Annotated in this window: 16 protein-coding genes; 2 read left to right on the forward strand and 14 right to left on the reverse strand. The window is 29.4% G+C overall.

All coding sequences use genetic code 11. The features are described 5' to 3' along the window. Position 1: 1 nt before the first annotated feature. The 5 genes from GEMHA0001_RS08165 to GEMHA0001_RS08185 are packed head-to-tail and all read right to left on the reverse strand — an operon-like array spanning position 2 to position 3,472. Entirely contained in the window at positions 2-844 is an 843-nt protein-coding gene (locus GEMHA0001_RS08165; RefSeq protein WP_003145025.1) for a DegV family protein, read from the reverse strand. Beyond that, the gene (locus GEMHA0001_RS08170) at positions 845-1,336 is read right to left on the reverse strand and encodes a dihydrofolate reductase (RefSeq protein ID WP_003145117.1); all 492 of its coding nucleotides are present in this window, start codon (positions 1,334-1,336) and stop codon (positions 845-847) included. Positions 1,337-1,346: 10 nt separating this feature from the next. Beyond that, positions 1,347-2,279 (reverse strand): thymidylate synthase, encoded by a 933-nt coding sequence (locus tag GEMHA0001_RS08175; protein WP_003145110.1) that lies wholly within the window; start codon positions 2,277-2,279, stop codon positions 1,347-1,349. 12 nt (positions 2,280-2,291) lie between these two features. Continuing rightward, positions 2,292-2,681: a transcriptional regulator MntR gene (gene mntR / locus GEMHA0001_RS08180; protein WP_003145030.1), complete on the reverse strand. Its 390-nt coding sequence runs from the start codon at positions 2,679-2,681 to the stop codon at positions 2,292-2,294. Positions 2,682-2,695: 14 nt separating this feature from the next. After that, positions 2,696-3,472 carry a Nif3-like dinuclear metal center hexameric protein gene (locus GEMHA0001_RS08185; RefSeq protein ID WP_003144901.1) on the reverse strand — a complete coding sequence of 259 codons (777 nt, stop codon included), beginning with the start codon at positions 3,470-3,472 and terminating at the stop codon, positions 2,696-2,698. Positions 3,473-3,722: 250 nt separating this feature from the next. On the opposite strand from GEMHA0001_RS08185, the gene recD2 reads away from it, so the two are divergent. Then, on the forward strand, positions 3,723-6,056 hold the full coding sequence (recD2, locus tag GEMHA0001_RS08190) for an SF1B family DNA helicase RecD2 (protein WP_003145617.1): 2,334 nt from the start codon (positions 3,723-3,725) through the stop codon (positions 6,054-6,056). A gap of 53 nt (positions 6,057-6,109) precedes the next feature. Here recD2 and GEMHA0001_RS08195 read toward each other — a convergent pair whose 3' ends face one another. Together GEMHA0001_RS08195 and gpmA are read right to left on the reverse strand one after the other, a co-directional pair. Further along, positions 6,110-6,829 (reverse strand): hypothetical protein, encoded by a 720-nt coding sequence (locus tag GEMHA0001_RS08195; RefSeq protein ID WP_003145692.1) that lies wholly within the window; start codon positions 6,827-6,829, stop codon positions 6,110-6,112. Positions 6,830-6,874: 45 nt separating this feature from the next. Then, on the reverse strand, positions 6,875-7,561 hold the full coding sequence (gene gpmA / locus GEMHA0001_RS08200; RefSeq protein WP_003145064.1) for a 2,3-diphosphoglycerate-dependent phosphoglycerate mutase: 687 nt from the start codon (positions 7,559-7,561) through the stop codon (positions 6,875-6,877). Between the two features lie 557 nt (positions 7,562-8,118). Here gpmA and GEMHA0001_RS08205 point away from each other — a divergent pair. Beyond that, positions 8,119-8,751: a LexA family protein gene (locus tag GEMHA0001_RS08205; RefSeq protein ID WP_003145299.1), complete on the forward strand. Its 633-nt coding sequence runs from the start codon at positions 8,119-8,121 to the stop codon at positions 8,749-8,751. An 80-nt stretch (positions 8,752-8,831) separates the two neighbouring features. On the opposite strand, the gene prmC is transcribed toward GEMHA0001_RS08205, so the two are convergent. From prmC to GEMHA0001_RS08240, 7 genes are all read right to left on the reverse strand, one after another. After that, positions 8,832-9,674 (reverse strand): peptide chain release factor N(5)-glutamine methyltransferase, encoded by an 843-nt coding sequence (prmC, locus tag GEMHA0001_RS08210; protein WP_003145193.1) that lies wholly within the window; start codon positions 9,672-9,674, stop codon positions 8,832-8,834. Next, a complete protein-coding gene (gene prfA, locus GEMHA0001_RS08215) occupies positions 9,674-10,762 on the reverse strand; it encodes a peptide chain release factor 1 (RefSeq protein WP_003145535.1) in 1,089 nt (362 codons plus the stop codon). The genes prmC and prfA overlap by 1 nt, the downstream gene beginning before the upstream one ends. 14 nt (positions 10,763-10,776) lie before the next feature. Beyond that, complete coding sequence (locus GEMHA0001_RS08220; RefSeq protein ID WP_003145452.1) at positions 10,777-11,355, reverse strand: thymidine kinase; 579 nt, start codon at positions 11,353-11,355, stop codon at positions 10,777-10,779. An 85-nt stretch (positions 11,356-11,440) separates the two neighbouring features. Continuing rightward, on the reverse strand, positions 11,441-11,686 hold the full coding sequence (locus GEMHA0001_RS08225) for a type B 50S ribosomal protein L31 (protein ID WP_003145327.1): 246 nt from the start codon (positions 11,684-11,686) through the stop codon (positions 11,441-11,443). Between the two features lie 243 nt (positions 11,687-11,929). Next, positions 11,930-12,766, reverse strand: coding sequence for an amino acid ABC transporter substrate-binding protein (locus GEMHA0001_RS08230; protein ID WP_003145593.1), 837 nt, complete (start codon positions 12,764-12,766; stop codon positions 11,930-11,932). A gap of 11 nt (positions 12,767-12,777) precedes the next feature. Continuing rightward, the gene (locus GEMHA0001_RS08235; protein ID WP_003145738.1) at positions 12,778-13,407 is read right to left on the reverse strand and encodes an amino acid ABC transporter ATP-binding protein; all 630 of its coding nucleotides are present in this window, start codon (positions 13,405-13,407) and stop codon (positions 12,778-12,780) included. A gap of 3 nt (positions 13,408-13,410) precedes the next feature. Further along, the gene (locus GEMHA0001_RS08240) at positions 13,411-14,055 is read right to left on the reverse strand and encodes an amino acid ABC transporter permease (RefSeq protein WP_003145541.1); all 645 of its coding nucleotides are present in this window, start codon (positions 14,053-14,055) and stop codon (positions 13,411-13,413) included. Between the last annotated feature and the right edge of the window lie 35 nt (positions 14,056-14,090).

The raw sequence follows: 14,090 nt of genomic DNA on the forward strand, positions 1-14,090 counted from the left end.
ATTATACTAACTCTACTAAGATACCTACTGCATTTTCTCCTGTATGTGTCGAAATAATTGGTGTTGTTGTAAATATTTCATCTTCACTTACTTCATACCCAAAAGTTTCTTTTAATTCTGATTTAATTAGATCTACATACTCATCAGCTAAAGCATTCGGCAAGCTGATATTTTTTATAGTTCTATTTTGCTTTTCTTCTTCAATATATTTTATTAAAGTATGAACAAGTTTTTTCTTACCGCGTACTTTATCTAAAGCAACTAACTCAGTTTCTTTTAACTGCGTTAAAACTTTAATATTTAGTAATCCCCCAATTAAAGCTTGTGACTTACTTAGTCTACCACCTTTTACCAAATTGTCAAGTTTATCGATTGTAACATACGTTAAAATATTCTTAGCTTTTTCTCTTAAGTTCTCTGCAATTACTTCTACATCAACATTTTCATCTAGTTGTTTTAGACATTCTTTAAGTAAGAAAACCATACCTCGTGTTGTAGTCTTAGTATCAATAACGTACACTCCTTCAAATTCTGAACTAGCAGTAACTGCTGTATTATAAGTTCCACTTAAAGCCGAAGACAGTGTTAAAACAATTATTTTATATCCTTCATTAGTCCATTTTTCAAAAGCTTCTATAAATTTTCCAATTGCAGGTTGACTTGTCGAATACGAAGTTGCTGTTCTCATTCTCTCAATATATTCATCATTACTAATTGTACGATAATCGTACTCTGTACCATCTATATTAATTGTCAGAGGAATTACATCCACATTATATTTTTCAATTTCATCAAAAGTTAAATCACTAGATGAATCAATAATTACTTTTACTTTTTCTACCATTTACTCTGTCCTCTTTCTTTTAAAATGTATAAACACAAAATCAAATTCATTATTTTCATCTTTAAAAAATTCTTCTCTACTAATTAGTTCCCATTCGTTTTCATCAAATTCAGGAAACTTCGTATCAGCTTCGACGATTGTATTTACTTCTGTTATAAACATTTCGTCACATTTATCAAAATATTTATTATATATCATTCCCCCACCGAAAATATAAGCCTTTTCCGTCTCTATATTATCTAAAATAGAATCATCTGTATATACTTCAATATTTGAATAGTGACTTAAAGAATCCTTATCACGAGTTAAAACCCTATTAATTCTATTTGGAAGTGCTCTACCAATGCTATCTAAAGTTTTACGTCCCATGATAATAGTTTGGTTAGTTGTTAATTCTTTAACCCTTAGCATATCATTTTTCAAACGCCATGGAATAGTATTTTCCTGACCTATTGATTTATTTTTATCGTATGCAACTATTAATGATAACATATTATACCTCCTAAACCGCTATTGGTGCTTTTATAAATGGATGACTTTCATAATTAACAATCTCAACGTCTTCAATTTTAAGATCGAAGATACTTTCAAAATCTTTAACTTTTAGTTCCGGTAATGAATAAGGCGTTCTAGACATTTGTTCTTTTACTTGATCAAAATGATTTTTATAAATATGAGCATCACCTAACGTATGAACAAATTCTCCTACTTCAAGACCACATTCCTTAGCAATTAAAATAGTAAGTAATGAATATGATGCAATATTAAATGGCACACCTAAAAATACATCTCCGCTTCTTTGATATAACTGACAACTTAATTTCCCATCGTTCACATAAAATTGGAATAATGAATGACAAGGTGGAAGTGCCATAGTATCAACTTCTGCTGGATTCCATGACGAAACTATTAAACGACGAGAAGATGGATTAGTTTTAATTTGTTCGACAACATTTTTTAATTGATCAATTCCATTAAAATCTCTCCATTGTTTTCCATAAACATTACCTAAATCACCAAACTTTTTAGAAAACTCTTCATCTGAAAGAATTCTTTCTTTAAAAATAGTCATTTGTTCTTTATACTGTTTAGAAAATTTTTCGTCAACTAGTGTTCTATGACCAAAATCTGTCATATCTGGTCCAGTGTATTCATCACTTTCTATCCATTTTTTAAAAGCCCATTCATTCCATATATTATTTTTATTTTCAAGTAAAAACTTAATATTAGTGTCTCCTTTGATGAACCATAATAGTTCAGACCATACTAAATTAAAATTTACTTTTTTTGTAGTCAATAATGGGAACCCTTCAGATAAATTAAACTTCATTTGGTATCCAAATATACTCTTAGTACCAACACCTGTTCTATCTTCTTTTTCTATTCCATTTTCTAAAATATGATTACATAATTTTAAATACTCTTTATCTGCCACTCTAATTCTCCATTACGCTTTATAGTTATGTTCTCTTAAATATTTCATCAAATCTTTAATTTTTTCTAATGAACTTTTACCGAAGTGATGCTCAATACCTTCTACTTCTTCGTAAACTTTATCTTCATCTACCCCTATTAATCTTAGAAAATCTTCTAATAGTTCATGTCTTGTTAAAGCATATTCCCCCATTTTTTCTCCTTGCTCGGTTAGGGCAATACCTCTATATTTTTCATATACAATATAGCCTTCAACATCAAGTTTTTTTAACATTTTAGTTACAGTAGATGGATAAACATCTAGCTTTTCTGCTATATCCGCACTTCGTGCATAGCCTTTGTTTTTTACTAAAGAGTAAATAACTTCAATATAATCTTCCATAGTTGGTGTTGCTTTTGCCATATTACATTCCTCCTTTATAAAATTTTAAATGGTGATTTTTCAACATTTGATTTAATAACTTCAATACCTTGCTTAGAAATATAATCTTGTAATAAGTCTTTTACTAAATTTTCTGTAAAGTGGCCGATATCAATAATATTCTTTTCCATTTCTACTGCATCAAGTGCAGCATGATACCCTACATCTCCTGTCAAATAGATATCAACTTCCGGTAGTGAATATAGGAAATCAGCCCCACTTCCTCCTAATAGTGCTACTGTACTTATTTCTTTATTATTTCCAATAACAGCAGAAACAGTTTCTAATGAGAATTTTTCTTTAATATATACTATAAAATCTTCAATAGATAATGATGAGGACAATCTCCCTATTCTTCCTAACCCAGCTTCCTTATCTAAATTATGCTCAAACAAGACTCTAATATCATCTAAGTCAAGCAGTTTGGCTAAGTAATCATTAAGCCCTAGTTTCGCTGAATCTAAGTTAGTATGAAATGAAATTACTGAAATATCATTTTTTATTAAATCTCTAATAATATTAGACTTGAAATCATCTGTAAAATCTAATGATTTCAGTGGTTTAAAAATAAGAGGATGATGGGAAACTATTAAGTCTATATTATTATCTATAGCTTCTTTCACTACTTTTGTAGTTACATCTAAGCAAACTAAAACCTTATTAACATTACTATTATTATCACCTAACATTAAACCAACATTATCCCATTTTTCAGCAAGTTTAACATCCGCTAATTCATTAAGTTGATTATATACATCTTTTACAGTGATCACAAATCTAACCTCCTTTAATTGTTATCATATTATTATAACACTTTATAAAAAATATTGCCATAACGAAACATAGTTTGTAATTAAAATAACATATTTATTTTCTATAATAATTTTTCTAACTCTATAAAATTATAGTTTCTATTAATACTTTATAAACATTAATAAACTTTATATTAACCTCATATACACTAGACATTTTTTCTATAATATATTATTATTGTTCATATAAAGAAATTAGTAGGAGTTAATTATGCAAACTGTAGAAGGTTATTTAAATAAAATTATTTTTCACAACAAAGAGAATAATTATTATATATTATCTATATTTTTAAATGATCAGTACGATTTTGTTGATGGAGATTATCTTAGTGTTGTCGGTACATTTAACGACTTCGAATTCGTTGAAGATGATTTATATTCATTTAAAGGAGAAATTGTACAACATAGAAAATATGGAACACAATTATCTGCAATTGTTGTAGAACCTGTGATTGAAAAAGATAAAGAAGCTATTGTTTCTTATCTTTCAAGCTCTATATTCCAAGGTGTTGGAAGAAAAACAGCCGAATTAATAGTTGATACACTTGGAGTTGATGCATTAGATAAAATTTATGAAGATAAAGATTCTCTATTTAACATAAAAGGTATTCCAGAACAACGAAAAGATACAATATATGCTACTATTGTTGCAAATAAACAAACACAAGACATTATCCTTAAACTTAACGAGTATAATCTTAGCAATAATTTGATTCTAAAAATATATAACTTCTATAAACATAATACACTTCGTACTATTACGGAAAGTCCCTACTCCTTAATAAAAGATATTAAAGGTATTAACTTTAAAACAGTAGATAAAATAGCCGAAACTAATGAAATAGCTGCAAACGACCGCGAAAGAATCCTATATGGTTTTATTTACACAATAAACTCATTTTGTTTTTCAACCGGTAATACATATATATCAAAAAACACACTACTCTATAATACGTTTAATATACTATATAGCTCTAGAAATATAGCCGTAGCTAAAGAAGATATACTAAGTTCTTATGACTACGCATTAGATAGCGGTAAACTAATAGAAATTGAAGACAGAGTATTTTTACCTGAAATTTACTATTCTGAGTACTCTATTTACAGTGACATTAGTAAAAGATTAGAACTTGAAGATGATTTTGATATAAGCGACAGCTTACTTGATAAATATATAGAAGAGGTTGAAGATGAATTAGAGATATCATACGATATCGTGCAAATAGCCGCAATCAAAAATTGTATTAAAAATAACTTCGCTATTTTAACTGGTGGTCCAGGAACAGGGAAAACTACAATAATACTTGCTGTAATAAAAATTTTCCAAAAAATTAAAAACTACAGTATTCATGACTTACTTGATGAATCTAGAAGTATTCTTACTTTATGTGCACCTACTGGTAAGGCTGCAAAAAGAATGTCAGAAAGTACTGGCTTTTATGCTTCAACAATTCATAAAGCTATTGGTTGGAGTACAGAAGACGAGAATATGGAAGAATTTGTTAGTGAAAAACATATCAAATCAGAACTAGTTATAATCGATGAATCTAGTATGATTGATGTATTTTTAATGTACAATTTACTAAAAATCATTAACAAAGATGCTAAAATTATACTAGTTGGAGACAATGACCAACTACCTTCTATTGCTCCTGGTAATGTCCTTAATGATTTAATTAATTCCAAAGCGATTTCCACAGTGAAATTAAATAAAATATTTAGACAAAGTGAACATTCAAGTATTATTAATATCTCGCACTCAATAAAAAATAACATTCCCTTTGATGTTTTGGAGAATTTCGATGATAAAGAATTTATCTCAGCAAACAAAAATGAAATGATAAATGTCATCTCTGCCATTTATGATGATTTAATAAAAGGTTCTGCAAAAGAAAATATTCAAATACTAGCTCCAATATACAAAGGTACAAGTGGAATCAACGAAATTAATATGGCTATTCAATCCAGATTTAACGATAATGAAGAGCAAATTGAATATGGAGAATTAATTTATAAAGTTAACGATCGTGTTATGCAGTTAGTTAATAGACCTGAAGATAATATATTTAATGGAGATATCGGATATATAGAACAAATTTATAAAGAAGGAAATAAATTTAAAATAGTAATAGATTATGACGGCAATTATGTAACCTACGAAAAGACAGAACTAAATCAAATTACTCTCTCTTATGCTTGTTCGATTCACAAAGCACAGGGTTCCGAATTTGAAAATGTTATAATTCCATTTATTGATAATTATAATTTTATGTTAAATAAAAATCTTACATATACGGCAATAACACGAGCTAAGAAAAAATTAATATTATGTGGTGATTCAAAGGTATTTTATAAATCTATTGAACCAACAAATGTCGTAACTAGACAAACCTCACTAGAGTGGTTCTTCACTACTGATAGAGAAGCGGAAATACAAAATATTGAATTAGAAGAAATTAAAGAATATATATTAGATTTTCAAAATATTAACTCTATCGATCCAATGATTGGTATGGACAATATAAAACCAACAGATTTTATTTAAGTACAAATAACAAAACCTAGATGTAGCTAAAACTACTTCTAGGTTTTCTTATTTTACATTACTGCAAGATCACGTGCAATCTTATCTATATCATTAATATTTAAGAAAGCGGCATCTATTGCAGCACCTTTCTTACTTTCTACTGAAGTATTCACAGCTGTAACAACATTTTTAGTTAAAGAATCTAAACGTTGAACTATTTGCTTAACCTCATCTAACTTTCCATATTCAATAGTATCGTTAGATAATGATTTTAATGTTAACATTGAAGCATTTACCTTCTCTGTTACTTCTTTGAATTTATTTACTTTATCTCCTAAAGAACGTCCTTTATCAAGATCAGTTTGAATAGCTCCTGCTAATTCATCGAAACTAAGTAACTCTTTAGAAAATGCAGTAAGTTTATTTTTCATAAAATCTTTTGAATATTTCTTATTAGAAATTTCAAAACTCTTATTAGCACTATCTTTAACACTGAATGTAGCAGTATTATTATTTTTAGTAACGATTACAATATTGAAGTCTTTATTATTAAACTCATTCGAATTAATACCATCAACACTAACTGTTTTTCCATTAAAACTATCTAATTTTAACGATTTTAGAAGTGTCTCAAAACCTTCTTTAGTAATTACTTCTTCATTAGTGGTGATTACTAATTTGTTATCTTTTTTATTAAATTCTGTTTTTTCTAGCTGGCTTATTGAAACAGAATTTGTAAGGTTTTGTAATTGTTCAGTAGAAATATCACCTTTAGAACTACAACCTTGCAAAATTAGCAAGGTTGTTAGTAATATTATCAGCTTTTTCATTACTTATTAGAATAATTCTGGTGCTGAGATAATGTTTAAGTTTTCGTCGATTTCAAATACTAATGGAGTACCAGTTGGTAAGTTAAGATCTAAGATTTGTTCATCTGAGATGTTTAATAAGTATTTGATTAACGCTCTTAAACTGTTACCGTGAGCAGAGATAAGTACGTTTTTACCAGCTTTAATTTGTTTAGAAATATCGCTTTCCCAGTATGGTAATACACGATCAATAGTAAGTTTTAAACTTTCTCCTGATGGGATTTCTCCTTCTGGAATTTCTTTATATCTATCGATGTTTCCTGGGTACATGTCGCTAGATTTATCTAACGCAGGAGGAGCTACGTCAAAACTTCTTCTCCAGATGTGAACTTGTTCGTCTCCGTATTTTTCTGCTGTTTCAGCTTTGTTAAGACCTTGTAAAGCTCCATAGTGTCTTTCGTTTAATCTCCAGCTTTTGTGTACTGGAATCCATAATAAATCTAATTCTTCTAAGAATAGGTTTAATGTTTTGATAGCACGTTTTTGGTATGAAGTGTAAGCCACATCAAAAGTAAGACCTAATTCTTTAAGAGTTTGTCCACCTTTAATAGCTTCTTGTCTACCTTTATCAGTGATGTCTACATCAACCCATCCAGTAAATCTGTTTTCAAGGTTCCATTGGCTTTCACCATGTCTAGTTAATACTAATTTCATTTAAGAAATCCTCCTAGTTTTGTTATTATATTTTTATTATACAATATTTTCTAGTATTAGTACATAGTTTTTATGTCGAAAACACAATTGAAAACGTTATAACTATAAGAATTAGTAAAAATATTTATGTTGTAGTATGGACTGATATATATTAGTATATAAAAATAAGATTAGGCTCTAATTACGGTACACCTAATCTTAAAGTAGTAAACAATATTTTTTTATCATAATAACCTACAGAACAGAAAATGTTTATATTAATACACTTTACGGTTCAATTTCCCTCTTTTTACAATTTTTAATTTATTAGTCTCAAAAAATGTAAATACTTTTGCTAATAAAACTAGTATGATTATCCAATATATAAACATAAAATTACCTTCTTTCTTTTCATACGTAAAACTTAATTTCTTATCGTACTTATATAATAACATACGGAAAACCGAAAATCAAGTAAAAAATTCATATTTCTTAATTTTTTTTATAAAGTCACTTGATTTTATATACGGTTTACTTTATAATTTATATATAGATAAAAAAAGATTGGAAAAAATATTATGACTACAACATTTAGTATTAGATTTAAACAATGTTTAAAAGAAAAGAATATAAAGCAAGCTGAACTTGCTCGTTCTACTAATATTACTCCATCATCAATTAGCGATTGGTCTAAAGGAAAATATACTCCAAAAAGAGATAAGCTTATTATATTAGCCGAATACCTATCAGTTAATCCAGATTGGCTTGTTGGTGACAGTGATACAATGGATATCGAAACTCCTAAAGAAAAGTCATTTAACACAGAAGATTTTTCTGATGATGTTTCTAAACTACCTATACTTGGAACTATCTGTGCTGGTGATGGTGTTTATATTGAAGAGGAATATGATGAGCATATTTTCATAGATCAAGGAATGAGAGCTGATTTCGCACTGAGAGTAAAGGGAGATAGTATGATTGAAGCTGGTATTTTTGATGGTGATTTAGTATTTATCCGCCAACAAAGTTCAGTTAGAAATGGGAAAATTGCCGCAGTTCGTTTAACTGATTGGAACGAAGCTTCTTTAAAGAAAATCTTCGTTAAAAATGACAATGTAATTCTTTATCCTTGCAATCCTGATTACGAGCCTATCGTTACACGTAACGTAGAAATAATTGGAGAATGTGTTGGAGTATATAGGGAACTTTAATTTTTTGTTTTTAAACAGATTATCAAACGGCAAAAAGCGAAAATTACTTAGATACTTTTCTAAGTAACTCTCGCTTTTTTTTATTTACGAACTAAAAACGCCATTCTATCTCGGCCATTTATATCTTTATAAACTTCAGCCGAATAGCCATTCATATCTGCTAGTTTTATAATCTTATCTTTCTGATCATATCCTATTTCAAAAAAAATGACTCCATTTTCATTTAAATAATCATTCGCCTGTTCTATAATTTTTCTATAAAAATACATACCTTCTTCTTCAGCAAATAATGCAAGATGTGGATCATATTTTAGTACATTATCCTGCATTGTAACCTTATCCTTACGGTCTATATATGGAGGATTTGAAACAATAATATCAAATTTATCATCAATATTATTAAAAATATCCGATTTTATGAATTTAATAGTAGCATCATGAGATTGTGAATTTTCTTTTGCAACTTCAATAGCTTCTTTACTAATATCACTAGCAATAACATCAACTGAAACTTGTTCTAATTCTTTTTTTAGCGTGATAGCTATTATACCACTTCCTGTACAAAGATCTAGAATTTTGAATTTGTTCTTATTAGAGGTATTTATATATTCAATAACTTTATATATAAGCTCCTCAGTCTCCATTCTCGGTGATAAGACATCTTTAGTAACTTTATATTTCCTATCATAAAAATATTCAAAACCTACTAAATGACTTAATGGAACATCTTCTTTAATATGTTTTTCAATCAAAGAAAAATATTTTTCTTCATTTTCTTTAGATATTTGCTCTGACAGACTATTCGAGAATAACTGTGGACTTTCGTCTAGTATATACATTAGTAAAAATCTAGCTAAAGACTCTTCTTTTCCTTGTCTTCTTAAAAGAAGACAAGCTTTTGTTATAGCTTGCCTTCTGTTCATTATAGTTCTTCACCTTTATTAAGTTCCGCCATTTTTTCAGCTTGTTCAGCAATACGAAGTGCTTCTAGAACTTCATCAAGTTTACCTTCCATAATTTGGTCTAATTTTTGAATAGTTAAACCAATTCTATGATCAGTAACACGGTTTTGAGGATAGTTATATGTTCTAATACGTTCAGAACGGTCCCCAGTACCAACTTTAGATTTACGTTCAGCATCAAACTTAGCTTGTTCTTCTTGTTGATATTTATCATATACACGAGCACGTAATACTTTCATAGCTTTCTCTTTATTCTTAATCTGAGAACGCTCATCCTGCATAGAAACTACAACCCCTGTAGGAATGTGAGTTAAACGTACAGCTGACATTGTTGTATTTACCGATTGACCTCCAGCACCACTTGATGCAAATGTATCAACACGGATATCATTTTCATTAATATCAATTTCAATCTCTTCAGCTTCTGGTAATACTACTACTGTTGCAGTTGAAGTGTGGATACGTCCACTTGATTCTGTTGTAGGGACACGTTGTACACGGTGCGCTCCACTTTCGAATTTCATCTTAGAGTAAACATCTTCACCAGAGATAATGAAGATTGCTTCTTTAATACCACCAATTCCAGTTTCAGAACGTTCTAGTACATCAACTTTCCATCCTTGAGATTCAGCAAATCTAGTGTACATACGTAATAAATCACCTGCGAATAATTGTGCTTCATCTCCACCTGCTGCTCCACGAACCTCAACAACAACGTTTTTACCATCGTTAGGATCTTTCGGTAATAATAGAATTTTTAATTCTTCTTCCATAGGTGCAAGAGTTGGTTCTAATTCCTTAATTTCTTCTTGCATCATTTCTTTCATTTCTTTATCTTCTTCAATTTCAAGAAGTTCTTTTGTATCTTTAATTTGTTGTACTATATCTTTATATTCTCTAAATACAGCTACTGTTTTTTCAATAGAGCGTTGTTCTTTTGAATATTCCATAAGTTTCTTTGTATCACTTACAACATCTGGATCACTAAGTAATTCGTTTAACTTTTCATAACGCTCTTCAACTATCTCAAGTTGTCCAAAAATTTCCATTTGTTCCTCCTAATTTATCTTTTAATTTCATGACAATGACGACATCTAGCTTCATATGATTCACTAGCTCCAATAACTACGATTGGATCATCATACTTAGCAGGTTCACCATTTATCAACCTTTGACTTCTACTTGCTTCTTTTCCACATTTATTGCATACAGCATGAAGTTTAGTTACCATTTCACTAATAGCCATAATCTCAGGCATAGGATGAAATGGTTCTGCTTTGAAATCCATATCTAAACCTGCAACAATAACACGAACTCCATCATCAGCAAGTTTATTTATAACTTCAACAATTTTATCATCAAAGAACTGCACTTCGTCAATTCCTATGATATCATATTTTTTATCATTTATATAGTCATAAATCTGCTCTGCTTTATCAATATTTACAGATTCATAACTATTTCCATTATGAGTAGAGACTTTGTTCTCTTCGTATCTATTATCTATAGACGGTTTGAATAGAAGCACGTTTTGTTTAGCAATTACTCCACGTTTTATACGTCTTAGCAGTTCTTCTGACTTACCAGAAAACATGCTACCACAAATACATTCTATCCATCCGAATTTTCTATTTTCTATCATTACATATCCCCTCGGGCTTATATTATACAATTACTAATAGAATAAAAACAGACAATCCAATAAAGAAATGTCTGTTTTATTTTTCTTACTTGATACCGTATTTTTTGTTGAAACGTTCGATACGACCATCTGCTTGAGCGAATCTTTGACGCCCTGTGTAGAATGGGTGGGTATCTGAAGAGATCTCAACTTTTAATAATGGGTATGTATTTCCATCTTCCCACTCGATAGTTTCTTTAGATGGTTTAGTTGAACCACTTAAAAATTTGAAACCACTTGTAGTATCCATGAATACAACTTTACGGTAATCTGGGTGAATTCCTTCTCTCATTATTATCGTCTCCTTCTGCCCTGAACGCTTTTAATACGAACAGAGTTATTTTTCAGTGAGTTAATCACATACCTACTTATTATAAATAATATTCTAAAAAAAATCAAGTACTTTTACTAATATTTGTAAACTTTTTTTGTTGACACCCTTATATATTTTTTAACCATTACATACAAAGATATATATTGTTATATCATATTACAAAAAGCGAGGTAATCAATATTTTGATTACCTCGAATATTATTATTTACTTTTTATTTCTTCAGTTGCAACATCTTCTCCGAACCATTTCTTAGAAATCTCTTGGAATTTCCCCTCTTTGTACATCTCATAGAATGCTTCATTAATTTTTTTAACAAGTGTTACATCTGCTTTTCTTGCTCCAACCGCAAAAGCTTCACTATCAAATCCAGCATTTAAAATATCAAAGTCTTCCAATTTGTTTTGTTGTTTTAAATAATAGTTCGCATACACTCTATCAATTAATAATGCATCTATTCTATCATTTTCTAAGTCGATTAAAGCCTCATTAAAGCTTTCATATTGAGTAGCATCATTGTTCTTCACAATATTTTTAAGAACTTCTGGATTTTCATTAAAAGTATCGTATCCGGATGAACCATTTTGAGCACCTAAAATCTTATCCTTTAAGTCTGTTACATTTTTGACACCTTTAGATTTCTTTACAACTACAACCTGTTCATTTACCATATATTGTTTAGTAAATTGAACAACAGCTTCTCTTTCTGCAGTTTTCGAATACCCATTCCAAATTAAATCAATATTTCCATTCTTTAATTCTGTTTCTTTTAAATCCCAGTTTATAGCTTGCCACTCTACCTTAATCCCATATTTTTCAAAGACAGCATTCGCTAAATCTATATCAAAACCAACGTTTTTTCCACTTTTATCTTGGAAGCCCATCGGTACAAAAGTATTATCAAAGCCAATAACAATCTTCTTATCTGTTTGAAAATCATTCCAATTATCTTTTTTTGGTTTATCTTTTCCTCCAGATGCACAACCTGTAATTATTAAAACAGTAATAACAAGTGTTAGAAAGAATCTTAATTTTCTCATTTAACCACCTCTTATTTCGGTTCTACTTTCAGAATACTATCAGCAATATTTTCAGCAAACTGCAAATCATGAGTTACAACAATTTGTGTAATACCTAGTTCTCTATTCTTAAGTATTAATTTTTCAACTTCTAATCTTAATTCAGGATCTAATGCACTAGTTGGTTCATCATAACCTATAATTTTTGGATTTATCATCATAGCGCGAGCTAATGCAACACGCTGTTTCTGTCCACCAGATAATGACGTTGGATAATTATTAATCTGTTTTTCTAAACCAAGTTTTTCTAACAATTCAATCCCCTTTTTCTCAGCATCATTTTTTTCCATATTCATAGTTTTAATTGGAGATAAAACTAGATTTTCTAGGACAGTAAGATGAGGGAAAAGCTGAAAATCTTGGAACACAAAACCTAAAAGATTTCTTTTTTCCAATTCATCAATCGGAAGAGACTCACCATTATAGATAATTTCACCTGAGTCTATTTTTTCAAGACCAGCTAACATTCTTAATAGGGTTGTTTTCCCACCACCAGAAGGACCAACTATCGCTAAAATTTTATTCTCTTCTATAGTTAAATTAAAATCTGAAAGTATTTGTCTATCTTTGAATTTTTTACTAATATTTTTTAATTCTAACATACATTACCTCCTGTCGTAATTATAACGTTTTTCAACTTGTTTAGATACAACTGTTACAATACCTATTAAGATTAAATATATTGCCCCTGCAACAAACATTGGTAATAAACTAGCATCTCTATTAGCAGCAGTTCTACTTGCTAATATTAGGTCACTAATTCCTAATGCATAAACTAAAGATGTATCCTTAACAAGACTCATTATTTCATTAAACACACTAGGTAATACAATTTTTATTACTTGCGGTAAAATAACATATCTAATTGTCTGAAATTGAGTAAATTTCAATACCTTTGCTGCCTCATATTGACCTTTAGGTATTGATTCAATACCTCCACGGAAAATCTCAGCAAAGTAAGCTGCATAGTTTAACGTAAATGCTATTATTGCAGCAGGTAATCTATCGAATCGTATCCCCACAGATGGTAATACATAGTAGATAAAAATCAATTGTAGTAACAACGGCGTCCCACGCATAATCCATATATAGATATTAATAAAGTAATTTAATAACTTTATATTAAAGCGCATAATAAACGCTATTACTACACCTAACGGAATCGATAATACTAAAACTAGAAAAAACACTTCTAATGTTATAAGTCCACCATTAATCAGACTAGGTAATATTTCTATTAAATATTCCATATATTATCCTCCTTCTATATTAATTTCTCTTCATG

This window comes from Gemella haemolysans ATCC 10379 (assembly GCF_000173915.1).
Classification (GTDB): Bacteria; Bacillota; Bacilli; order Staphylococcales; family Gemellaceae; genus Gemella; species Gemella haemolysans.

What these genes read in the sequence shown, in the direction of transcription:
- GEMHA0001_RS08165 (WP_003145025.1), bottom strand. Translation starts at nt 844, where the DNA reads ATGGTAGAAAAAGTAAAAGTAATTATTGATTCATCTAGTGATTTAACT.
- GEMHA0001_RS08170 (WP_003145117.1), bottom strand. Translation starts at nt 1,336, where the DNA reads ATGTTATCATTAATAGTTGCATACGATAAAAATAAATCAATAGGTCAG.
- mntR (WP_003145030.1), bottom strand. Translation starts at nt 2,681, where the DNA reads ATGGCAAAAGCAACACCAACTATGGAAGATTATATTGAAGTTATTTAC.
- recD2 (WP_003145617.1), top strand. Translation starts at nt 3,723, where the DNA reads ATGCAAACTGTAGAAGGTTATTTAAATAAAATTATTTTTCACAACAAA.
- gpmA (WP_003145064.1), bottom strand. Translation starts at nt 7,561, where the DNA reads ATGAAATTAGTATTAACTAGACATGGTGAAAGCCAATGGAACCTTGAA.
- GEMHA0001_RS08205 (WP_003145299.1), top strand. Translation starts at nt 8,119, where the DNA reads ATGACTACAACATTTAGTATTAGATTTAAACAATGTTTAAAAGAAAAG.
- prmC (WP_003145193.1), bottom strand. Translation starts at nt 9,674, where the DNA reads ATGAACAGAAGGCAAGCTATAACAAAAGCTTGTCTTCTTTTAAGAAGA.
- prfA (WP_003145535.1), bottom strand. Translation starts at nt 10,762, where the DNA reads ATGGAAATTTTTGGACAACTTGAGATAGTTGAAGAGCGTTATGAAAAG.
- GEMHA0001_RS08220 (WP_003145452.1), bottom strand. Translation starts at nt 11,355, where the DNA reads ATGATAGAAAATAGAAAATTCGGATGGATAGAATGTATTTGTGGTAGC.
- GEMHA0001_RS08225 (WP_003145327.1), bottom strand. Translation starts at nt 11,686, where the DNA reads ATGAGAGAAGGAATTCACCCAGATTACCGTAAAGTTGTATTCATGGAT.
- GEMHA0001_RS08230 (WP_003145593.1), bottom strand. Translation starts at nt 12,766, where the DNA reads ATGAGAAAATTAAGATTCTTTCTAACACTTGTTATTACTGTTTTAATA.
- GEMHA0001_RS08235 (WP_003145738.1), bottom strand. Translation starts at nt 13,407, where the DNA reads ATGTTAGAATTAAAAAATATTAGTAAAAAATTCAAAGATAGACAAATA.
- GEMHA0001_RS08240 (WP_003145541.1), bottom strand. Translation starts at nt 14,055, where the DNA reads ATGGAATATTTAATAGAAATATTACCTAGTCTGATTAATGGTGGACTT.